Annotated in this window: 10 protein-coding genes; 7 read left to right on the top strand and 3 right to left on the bottom strand. The window is 57.5% G+C overall.

Annotated features, from left to right (window positions below):
• The first annotated feature begins 202 nt into the window (after positions 1-202).
• From ACZCED_RS16280 to ACZCED_RS16290, 3 genes are all read left to right on the top strand, one after another.
• Positions 203-1,039 (top strand): sulfide/dihydroorotate dehydrogenase-like FAD/NAD-binding protein, encoded by an 837-nt coding sequence (locus ACZCED_RS16280; RefSeq protein ID WP_462967722.1) that lies wholly within the window; start codon positions 203-205, stop codon positions 1,037-1,039.
• Positions 1,040-1,150: 111 nt separating this feature from the next.
• Positions 1,151-2,563: an NADPH-dependent glutamate synthase gene (gene gltA / locus ACZCED_RS16285; RefSeq protein WP_464861199.1), complete on the top strand. Its 1,413-nt coding sequence runs from the start codon at positions 1,151-1,153 to the stop codon at positions 2,561-2,563.
• 89 nt (positions 2,564-2,652) lie between these two features.
• Complete coding sequence (locus tag ACZCED_RS16290) at positions 2,653-3,525, top strand: phosphatase PAP2 family protein (protein WP_462967720.1); 873 nt, start codon at positions 2,653-2,655, stop codon at positions 3,523-3,525.
• Between the two features lie 188 nt (positions 3,526-3,713).
• Here the strand turns inward: ACZCED_RS16290 and ACZCED_RS16295 are convergent, their stop codons facing one another.
• Positions 3,714-4,040 (bottom strand): hypothetical protein, encoded by a 327-nt coding sequence (locus ACZCED_RS16295; RefSeq protein ID WP_462967719.1) that lies wholly within the window; start codon positions 4,038-4,040, stop codon positions 3,714-3,716.
• A gap of 333 nt (positions 4,041-4,373) precedes the next feature.
• Here ACZCED_RS16295 and ACZCED_RS16300 point away from each other — a divergent pair, with 333 nt between their 5' ends.
• Positions 4,374-5,051 carry a zinc ribbon domain-containing protein gene (locus tag ACZCED_RS16300; RefSeq protein ID WP_462967718.1) on the top strand — a complete coding sequence of 226 codons (678 nt, stop codon included), beginning with the start codon at positions 4,374-4,376 and terminating at the stop codon, positions 5,049-5,051.
• 228 nt (positions 5,052-5,279) lie between these two features.
• Positions 5,280-5,840 (top strand): nucleotidyltransferase family protein, encoded by a 561-nt coding sequence (locus ACZCED_RS16305; RefSeq protein ID WP_464861200.1) that lies wholly within the window; start codon positions 5,280-5,282, stop codon positions 5,838-5,840.
• A gap of 14 nt (positions 5,841-5,854) precedes the next feature.
• On the opposite strand, the gene ACZCED_RS16310 is transcribed toward ACZCED_RS16305, so the two are convergent.
• Together ACZCED_RS16310 and ACZCED_RS16315 are read right to left on the bottom strand one after the other, a co-directional pair.
• Entirely contained in the window at positions 5,855-6,394 is a 540-nt protein-coding gene (locus ACZCED_RS16310; protein ID WP_462967716.1) for a type I restriction enzyme HsdR N-terminal domain-containing protein, read from the bottom strand.
• 64 nt (positions 6,395-6,458) lie between these two features.
• Positions 6,459-7,319, bottom strand: a complete 861-nt coding sequence (locus ACZCED_RS16315) for a DMT family transporter (RefSeq protein ID WP_462967715.1) — start codon at positions 7,317-7,319, stop codon at positions 6,459-6,461.
• A 151-nt stretch (positions 7,320-7,470) separates the two neighbouring features.
• On the opposite strand from ACZCED_RS16315, the gene ACZCED_RS16320 reads away from it, so the two are divergent.
• Both ACZCED_RS16320 and ACZCED_RS16325 read left to right on the top strand, forming a co-directional pair.
• Positions 7,471-8,556: a S1C family serine protease gene (locus tag ACZCED_RS16320; RefSeq protein ID WP_462967714.1), complete on the top strand. Its 1,086-nt coding sequence runs from the start codon at positions 7,471-7,473 to the stop codon at positions 8,554-8,556.
• Positions 8,557-8,986: 430 nt separating this feature from the next.
• The coding region (locus tag ACZCED_RS16325) for a sodium:proton antiporter (protein WP_464861201.1) at positions 8,987-10,067 on the top strand (1,081 nt) is incomplete at its 3' end.

Genomic DNA, 10,067 nt, shown 5'->3' on the forward strand with positions numbered 1-10,067 from the left:
CTATCGCTGGCCAATCAACTATTATAATAAAAATAAAAGGTTAAATAGAAACCAGGCAAAATCGGGCAAATATCGACACGCTTGTGTTTTGAGCTTGATTTCAAAACCCGGGCATGTATATTAGCCAAGTTCAGTCCATTAATAAAGGATATGTTTTGCGGCAAGACGGCCGCAACGATAACGAAAAATGTGGAGGACGCACATGTTCAAGATCGTAAAACGGGAAGAGATGGCCGAAGGGACCGTTATCCTGAACGAGATCGAGGCCCCACTGATTGCGCGGAAAGCAAAGCCCGGGCAGTTCGTGATTCTGAAAGCCAACGAGGACGGTGAGCGGATCCCGTTGACCATGGCTGACACCGATCCAGATAAAGGAACGCTGACCATCATTTACATGGTCGTGGGAAAATCGACAGCCCTGTTCAAGACGCTCAAGGTCGGCGATACCTTCCAGGATGTGATCGGCCCGCTGGGAAAACCGACCCATTTGGAAAAACTGGGCAAGGTGGTCTGCGTGGGCGGCGGTACCGGCGTGGCCGTGCTGCACCCCATCACCCGCGCCCTGAAACAGATCGGCAACGATGTTACCTGCATCATCGGTGCGCGGACCAAGGATCTGCTGATTCTCGAATCGCAGATGAAGGCGGCATCCAACGACCTGCGGGTCTGCACCGATGACGGCACTTACGGGCATCACGGGTTTGTCACCGATGTCCTCAAAGCGGTCCTGGAAGCCGGAGACGTCAAGCTGGTGGTGGGCATCGGGCCGGTTCCCATGATGCGGGCCGTGGCCAACCTCACCCGACCCTACGAGGTCAAAACCCTGGTCAGCCTGAATCCCATCATGATCGACGGTACCGGCATGTGTGGAGGCTGCCGGGTAACCGTTGGCGGTGAAACCAAATTCGCCTGTGTGGATGGCCCGGAATTCGATGGCCACCTGGTCAATTTCGATGAGTTGATGCTTCGCCTGCAGGCATATTGTGAGGATGAGAAGGCTTGCTACGAGGAGTTCTGCACGCTTCGGGACGCGATCTGACCAGCCATTAGAAAAAGAAACTATTTTTCAGGCCAGACCGAGACAAATTACGTTGGGGTGAAGGGTTTGCAAGCATAGCAGCGCCCGGCGATTGTTGCGATGGAGGAAAAAATGACCGAAAAAACGGCTAAGAAAGAAAGGGCATCCCGCGTGGCGATGCCCGAACAAAAACCGGAAATCAGAAAACGGAATTTCGAGGAAGTGCCTACCGGCTACACTGTCGCCATGGCCCAGGAGGAGGCGGCCCGATGCCTGCAGTGCAAAAAGCCCGGCTGTGTGGACGGCTGTCCGGTGAGCGTGGACATCCCCGGCTTTATCGACCTGATCAACCAGGGCGACTTCACCGGCGCCATCCGGCACGTCTGGAGCAAAAACGCCCTTCCCGCCGTGTGCGGCCGGGTCTGCCCCCAGGAGATCCAGTGTGAAGGCAAGTGCATCGTGGGCAAACGGGGCGAGCCCGTGGCCATCGGCAACCTGGAGCGTTTTGTGGCCGACTGGGAGCGGGAAAACGGTACGGGCGCCCTGCCTCCCCGAGCGGCATCCACCGGTAAAAAGGTGGCCGTGGTGGGCTCGGGTCCCTCCGGCCTCACCGTGGCCGGCGACCTGATTCAAAAAGGATACGAAGTCACCGTTCTGGAGGCCTTCCACAAGCCCGGCGGCGTGCTGGTCTATGGTATTCCCGAATTCCGTTTGCCCAAGGCGATCGTGGCCCAGGAGATCAATTTCCTGGAACGTCAGGGCGTCAAGGTTGAAGTGAACGCCGTGGTCGGTCGTACCGTCAGCCTGGACGAGCTGTTTGAAGAAGGCTACGAAGCCGTTTATTTGGGCGTGGGCGCAGGGCTGCCCCGCTTCATGAACCTGCCCGGCGAGAACCTGATCGGCATCCTGTCCGCCAACGAATACCTCACCCGGGCCAATCTCATGAAAGCCTACCGCTATCCGGATGTGGACACCCCGATTCCCAGGGGAAAAAACGTGGTGGTCCTTGGCGCCGGCAACGTGGCCATGGACTCGGCCCGAACCGCCATGCGCTTGGGAGCGGACAGCGTCAAGATCGTCTATCGCCGATCCCGGGATGAAATGCCGGCCAGGGCTGCCGAGATCCACCATGCCGAGGAGGAGGGCATCGAGTTTTTCCTGCTCACTAATCCCACCCGGTTCAAAGGCGATGAGAAGGGCCGGCTCACCGGCATGGAGTGCCTGAAAATGGAGCTCGGCGAACCCGACGACTCCGGTCGCCGTCGTCCGATCGCCATCAAGGGATCGGAGTTTCACATGGACACCGACCTGGTCATCGTGGCAGTGGGCTCCGGTGCCAATCCCCTGCTGACCCAGTCCACCCCGGACATGCAATTGAACAAGTGGGGCTACATCGTGGCCGATCCGGAAACGGGAAAAACCACCAAAAAAGGCGTGTGGGCCGGCGGTGACATCGTGACCGGCGCCGCTACGGTGATCCTGGCCATGGGTGCCGGCCGCAAGGCGGCCGACTCCATCCACCAGTACCTGACCTGGGGGTGGTAACCGACCCATCAGCGCACGACATGAAAGCCGGACGGGGGTTGATTACCCGCCGGCTTTTTCCGATGACGGCCTAACACCGGGCAGGCAAAATGACGGCGTTTATTTCCGACACATCGCTGATTGTGTGGCTCCAGCAGTTCAGCCCGACACTCGATCTGCCGTTCAGGCTTGTCACCTTTTTGGGCAACGAGTCGTTTTTTTTGCTGTTCATGCCCCTCGTTTACTGGTGCATCCATCGTCGTATCGGTGCCGGCCTGGCCATCCTTTTTCTGATTTCCGCATCGGTGAACGCCATTGCCAAGGTATTGATCGGCATGCCCCGGCCCTTTATGGTGGATCCGTCGGTCATGCAACTGGCCGCTGCCGGCGGCAACGGATTCCCCAGTGGCCATACCCAGGGGGCCGTGGTGGTCTGGAGCTACCTGGCCGTCCGGTTCCAGAAAACCTGGCTGTGGTGGCTGGCCGGGGCATTGATCCTTTTCATTCCGCTTTCGCGGCTCTACCTCGGCGTCCATTTTCCCGCCGACCTGGCCGGGGGCTACCTGCTCGGCGGTCTGCTCGCACTGGCCTTCATTAAACTGGAGGGCCCGGTTGCCCGAAAGGTTGAAAGGCTTTCACCACCGGGATCGATCCTTGTTCTGTCGGTTGCCACCCTGGTGGCCGCTTTTTGGGTAAAAGACCAAGGCCCCTACGTGATCAGCACGGTTGCCGCCCTGATGGGAACCAGCCTGGGCATCGTCATGGAGCGCCGTTGGATCCGGTTCAGACGCAACAACGGCCTGGGACTCAGCGCAGCGCGTTACCTGACGGGTATCGGCGGCCTGCTGCTGATTTATGTCGGATTGAAACTCGGCTGTGCCGGGATGGAGCCGGCATGGCTGTTCAGATTCGTCCGCTATGGACTGGTGGGATGGTGGATCGCTGCCGGTGCGCCGATGCTGTTCAACCGGTGGGTCAACTAGCGTGCATCCTCGAGAGGATCATCCCGCGGCCCCTGGCCTTGTCTCCGCGTGCGCAAACCTTGCGATGCCGGCCTCGATGCGAAATTCAATCACCCATTGATGGATGGAGACGGGACAGAAAAAGCCGGCTCGATGACATGAACCGGCTTTCCTGAGCGAAGGTGCTGGCTGCGCGTATGCAGTTGATGTCAGGTGAACAGATCTACCGCTTTCTGCATCGCCTGGTTGGAAATGGAGGCGTGGGTTTGGGACAGCTGCTCGGCGGTCTGCTGGGCCAAACGGGTGGCTTCCTCATCGGAAAGACCGGCCTTTTCGGTGGCTTGGCCGGGTGCCTGAGAGCTGCCCAGACCGGTGGCGGACTTTTTAGAGGCATCGGACAGGCTGATCCGATAATCCGGGTTTTCAGAGGTCTGGGCGGCCTGACGGCCCGGCGCGTCTTCTTTTTCCCGCTTGACTTCGCTGACTTTTGTCGCCGTTTCCAGCCCATGGACCCCATTGCTTGTATTGATTTCCATGACGCTTCTCCTTTTCACTTATCCCCGATGGTCACTCATGTGCTTATGTTCAGGGCGGTTCCCTCTGGTTCACGAACATTTGCCGGTACATCCGGAATGTTCGTAAAAGTCCCGAATTGTTTATCGGCAGTCGGCAGGGACAACTTTAGTCTTTTTCTTTATTTTTTTCCCGGAACAGTCGTTCCAGGCTTTTCGACTGGACGTCGATGGGCGAGTTTTTTCCCGAGTTGACAATACCCAACCACGCCTTAAATTAACCGCTGATGTCTGCTGACAGGCATTCGGCAAACCCCTAGACGGATTCTTACGACCCAACATGATGGAGGCCAGCGAATGGCTTTTGAAACCAAAGAAGAAGTTTTCGAAAAAATAATGGGAATGGAAAAGCCTGCCTGCCCTCACTGCAATGCGAAGATGAGCATCTGGGAGGTGCCGTCCATCAACGTCGGCGATGGTCTGGGCTGGGGGACGCCCTACCTGTTCATGTGCTTTAACGACGAGTGCCCCCTTTACACCCAGGGATGGGATAACATGATGGAGAATTATGCCCATCATGCGTCCTACCGCTGCATGAACTACCCCGGTACCGACCAGTACGAGCTGATGCCCGTATTCAGCCCGGTCGGGGCAACCGGCCAGGTGATCGATGATCAGGTGCTTGCCGAGGAGGAGATCCTGAAGCAAAACATCAAAAAAGGATTCTCGATCCTGGCGGACTGCTACGTGAACAATGACGGTGTGACCATACTGAGGCTGCTCATGGATTCGGCAGAGCCGGTGCGGGTCCGTCTGAAAGCGGCCGAAATGATTGGCGATATCGGTGAATTGGAGGCTATCGAGCCTATCCGCAACCTCAAGTTCGGCAACCAGCGCCTGCAGGACCAGGTGGATGCCACCGTGAAGAAAATCCACGAACGATTCTACACCCGCGAATGTCCCTTTTGTGCGGAAATCATCAAAAAGCGCGCGAAGGTCTGCAAACATTGCGCAAAAGAGGTAGCCGGTCTGTAGGACCGAAACGTACCGACCGCGACCCGTTACGCCGTCGCCATGCTTTTCGGCCAGACGGCGTGGGCTTGCCTTTACCTGTTGTCCCCGCTACAATAACCCATCCAGTCACTTGACGATTTGACCAGCGATAGATAGGGCATTCCCCCTGCCGCTTGTCAGTACAGCGCAAAGATTCCGCTCATCGGGGCCGCGGGGAGAGACCTCATCGCTTGCCAACTGTGAGGCATGGTGGAAAACGACCATCACCTGGCACCAATGCTGTCCGCCATCGAGCGGATTAAATCAGACCTAAACGAATACCATCCCAAAGTCCTGCTGTTGTTCGGTTCACTGGCCCGACGCCTGTCCGGTGACCCGGGTGACCATTTTCCCAATGACGTGGACCTGCTGGTGGTCACCAACAATACCCCGTTTATGCTCATGCAAAGAGACTACGGGTGTGCGGTGGAGTTGCACAGTTTTCCGGTGGCCCGCATCGTGGGCATCGCCAGGAGCCTGCGGTACGACAGCCGACCGGTTGCCCTTTCCAAGCTTTACAGCCGGGTACTGGCCAGGGAGCATGCCATCGACGTGATCGCAGCTGCCATGATGCTGGGTCCGGCATACGGAAAATTCGGCATCGAACAGATCGAGATCAACGGTATTATCGATACCCGGGATTATTCGATCCATCGGGTCCTGATGGGAGGCGGGTGGTGGGAGCGGCTCTGCCGCTATGCGGCTGAACGACGCGGGCCGCTGATGCGGTTTACCGATAAGATGGTGCGCAATTATGAATTTGAAGAATGAACCGCGATCGCATCTCAGCGATCCCGCCTGCGTGTATTGACATTCATGGAGTCATAGGACCGAAACACCAGCCGTTCCCTGGCCAGCCGGTCGGGCGCGATCGGGGGGAGCGGGTCGGCCTGCGACAGGACAACGGCCTCTTCTCTGGAGGGAATGGCGGCCAGCCCGTCCCCTTTCTTCTTTCCGGTCGCCGCATCCAGAACCGTCGCATTGGATCCGTCGGAAACCGCCGCCAGCGGCAAGGGAGACGTGGCATAGAGCCTCGCCGCCGAAACGATTTCCCGCTCTCTCGATCCCAGTGAGCCGGCCGCGCATTTGACGGCGATTAACGGTTTGCTCCCGATTTGAATGATCAGGTCCACCGCCGACCGATACACCTGCCCATCGATCTCCAGATCGATCGGGGCATCCACGATTACATCTTCACGCCCGTAGCCTTTGATTTCGACCAGATACCGTTCCACCTGCTGACGGTTGGCTTCGGCACCTGCATTGGGCACCGTTTCCCCGGTAATAAAATCGATAATGACGTCCGGATTGGGATCTTCTTTCACAAGCCGCTCCAAAGGTAATGGGTTGGTCAACTCCGTTGGTGCATTTCACAATCCGTTGCCGTTGTCAAACCTCGGCCCGCCGAACCATGGCCAGCAGGGTGGTCGTCAAAATCACGGCCCCCCCGGCAAGGGTGTGAGCCGAGGGTATTTCACGAAGCAGGAAGTAGGCAAAGACGATCCCATAAACGGGCTCGAGGCAGGCGATCACGGATGCCAACTGGGCGCGTATAAAGGTCAGCCCGCGAATAAACAGGGCGTGGGACAAGGCCGTACAAACCACGCCCAACAGGGCCAGCATGCCCACTTGACCGGCATCGATGTGTACATCGACCCACACCGTGATCGGCAGCAGCAGCAGGGTCACACCGGCATTCTGGTAAAAGGCGATGACGACCGGCGGGTATTGCCGCACCCATTTGCGGTTCAACAAGGAGAGGATCGCAAAAGTAAACCCGGAGATGGTCCCCCAACAGACACCGGAAAAAACCTGGCCGCCAAAAGATGACGGGTAGACCATGATGCCCAATCCCAATACGACCAAAAGGGCGGTGACCATATCCGTTGCGCGACGTTTTTCCTTAAACCACCAGGGCTCTAAGCATGTGATGAACACCGGAAAAGTGGAAAAGGCAAGCAGGCCCACAGCTACGCTGGATATCTGGATGGCATGAAAAAAGGTGATCCAATGGACCGCCAGGATCAACCCGAGCACGCCAAACAACCCCATGGTTTTCGCATCTTTGGGCTGTTTGTTCGGCGGGGTCAGCAACAGAACCGCACCTAAAGCCATCGCGGCGAACCCGGTGCGGCCCAGGACGATGCACCATGCGGGCAGCGCCAGAAATTTGCCGAACAGCCCGGCTAGACCGAAAAGCAACACGGCCACATGGGTATCAATCAGTCCGGAGGCGTAAAACTTGCTCAATTTGAACCTTTTTTTGGAAACACGGGTCAGCGCCGGATTTGTATACTGAACCGCGCCGATTGATCAATGGTATAATGGCGTTATTGAATTGTTCCCCCCATCGTGAGATCATACCCTTGAAAAAACCAACCGATTCCCTGATGGAGAGAACATGCAACACCGCCTCAACGCCAAGGTGCTATGCGGTCTGACCGCTATTTTTTTTATTGCCTTCACCGGCTTGGCCAACAGCACCATATATAAGTACAAAAAGGACGGGGTCTGGCACTTTACCGACAATCCCGGCGAGATCCCCGCCTTCCCATTGACCCCGTCCGCTGAAGCCCCGCAGGAATCAGACCCGGCGGGGACCGATCTCAAACAGCAGCTGGCCGCCGCCTTGAAACCAAAGAACGAGATCGAAACGGCCGTGTTGGCCACCGTGGCTATTGAAACCCCATTCGGTCGTGGTACCGGGTTCTTTGTGACCGCAGACGGCTATATCGTCACCAACAAACATGTGATCCGCCAATCCTCGGGGCCTGGAACGGCGGACGATCCAGCGGCCAGATGGAAATCGGAAGCGCTGGATCGATACGACGCCCGGATCGAAACGGAAATGCAACGACTGGAGCAGGCACGCGCCGATATCGATGCGTTCCGGCGCTATATCGACAGCCAACCGGAATCACCGACCCGGCAATACAATGAAACGCGCTACCAGGAAGGGCTGCAGCGGTTTCAGCGCTGGGAAGAAACCATGAATGAACATCGGCGCAAGCTGGCCTCGGAACGATCCGCTTTTCAGGCAACCATGCTGCAGCGGCGCGTTGACGCCAGCCTGGCCGGACTGAACCGGCATTTTACCGTCCGTCTGGCCGACCACCGACCGCTGCACGCCTATGTGGTTGAAATCAGCAAGACCCACGATCTGGCGCTGTTGAAGGTTGACGGTTACACGACCCCTTTTTTAACCCCGGAGAATCCTTTTGCCTCCGCCCAGGGGGAGCCGGTCTATGCCATCGGCAATCCCGTGGGGCTGAGGAACTCGGTTACCGCCGGGGTGGTTTCCGGTTTCGACGGTGTTTTCGTCAAGACCAATGCCCAGATCTATCCAGGCAACAGCGGCGGCCCTTTAGTGACGGCAAAGGGGCGGGTTATCGGCATCAACACCTTTAAGCGCCTTACCCGCAAGTACGAAGGCCTGGGATTTGCCATATCCATCAAGGTGGCAGTGGATGCGTTTGATGCCATCTGATACTGGGTTTTCAACGTTGGCCGGCATCCTCGTCGGCCTGCTGGCAGCATGCCCGGGACATCGGCCAAACCAGTTGACAATAAAGCGAAAACCGTAGTATGCAAGACCTGCATTTCATTTCATATCTAATGGTTAGACGATATCTCGACCGGATGGGAACCCCGGTTGCCCGATGGAATGAACGGCCGGCCGGAGTGACCGGGTTACGGAAAAGCGCATCGGACAGACATCGGCATGAACAGTGGGGGAAGGCCTTTCCCGCCTGAGGACGGCGCTCCCTGTAGATAACTGGCAGATCTGAGCAATGGTTTAACAAGCTGGCTGACCCTGCCTTGGGTTTTCCTGTCGGTTCAGTCGGCAATCTCCTTTTCATCGACACGGGTCAACCGCTTCGTTGGCCCTGTTTTTCAACGGGGAGGCCGAAGCGCCCATGAGCACATTCTGCAGACGGTTGATCATTCTCACGCTATGGTTCGTCGCCCTTTTCCTTGTCCTGGCTGTCCAGGCAACGATGGTGCCGGCATCCGAACCGCAACATCCTCCCGGCAGCCAAATCGAAAGCAATCCGGCAACCGCCGAAACATCCTCCGCCGAGCATCCAACGGAAGCCGGCCACCAGGCGGCAGACCAGGGAGGTCACCATGGTCATGAAGACCTCGGCCCGGTCCTGCCGCTGTGGAGCTGTATCCCCTTTGCCTGTATGCTGCTTTCCATCGCCTTGTTTCCGCTTTTGGCGCCGGAGTTCTGGCATCACCATTTCGGCAAGGTATCGGCCTTCTGGGCGACGGCGATGGCCGGCCCGTTCCTGTACGTTTACACGGGCACCGCCCTGTATGAAATCATCCACATCATCCTGGCGGACTATGTGCCTTTCATTATTCTGCTGTGGTCCCTGTATACCGTTTCCGGTGGCATTCTTTTAAAGGGATCGTTGCGGGGAACGCCGGTGGTCAATGCGGCGATCCTGACATTGGGCACCCTGCTGGCCTCCTGGATGGGCACCACGGGAGCAGCCATGCTCCTGATCCGACCCTTTTTGCGGGCCAATAACTATCGCAAGAACCGTACGTTCATGGTGGTTTTTTTCATCTTCCTGGTGGCCAACATCGGCGGATCCCTGACACCGCTGGGAGACCCCCCCCTCTTTCTGGGGTTTTTGCACGGCGTCACCTTCTTCTGGACATTTGCCATTATACCCCACATGGCGACCGTTGCCGGATTGCTGCTGGTGGTCTATTTTTTTCTGGACCTATACCACTACCGCAATGAAACCGGGCGCGTCCCTGCTGACGAGGCCGAAAAGACCCCGCTGAAACTGGTTGGGGTCCACAATTTCATCTTTCTGGCCGGCATCATCGGTGCCGTGCTGATGAGCGGCATGGTCGACTGGGGCCACGTCAATGTGCTGGGTGTTCACCGGGGCATCCAGGACTGGGTGAGGGACGGCGTGCTGATTGTCATGGGTCTTCTCTCCATGGCCACCACCGCTCTGGAAATACGCGAAGACAACG

Source organism: Desulfosarcina sp. (assembly GCF_055467485.1).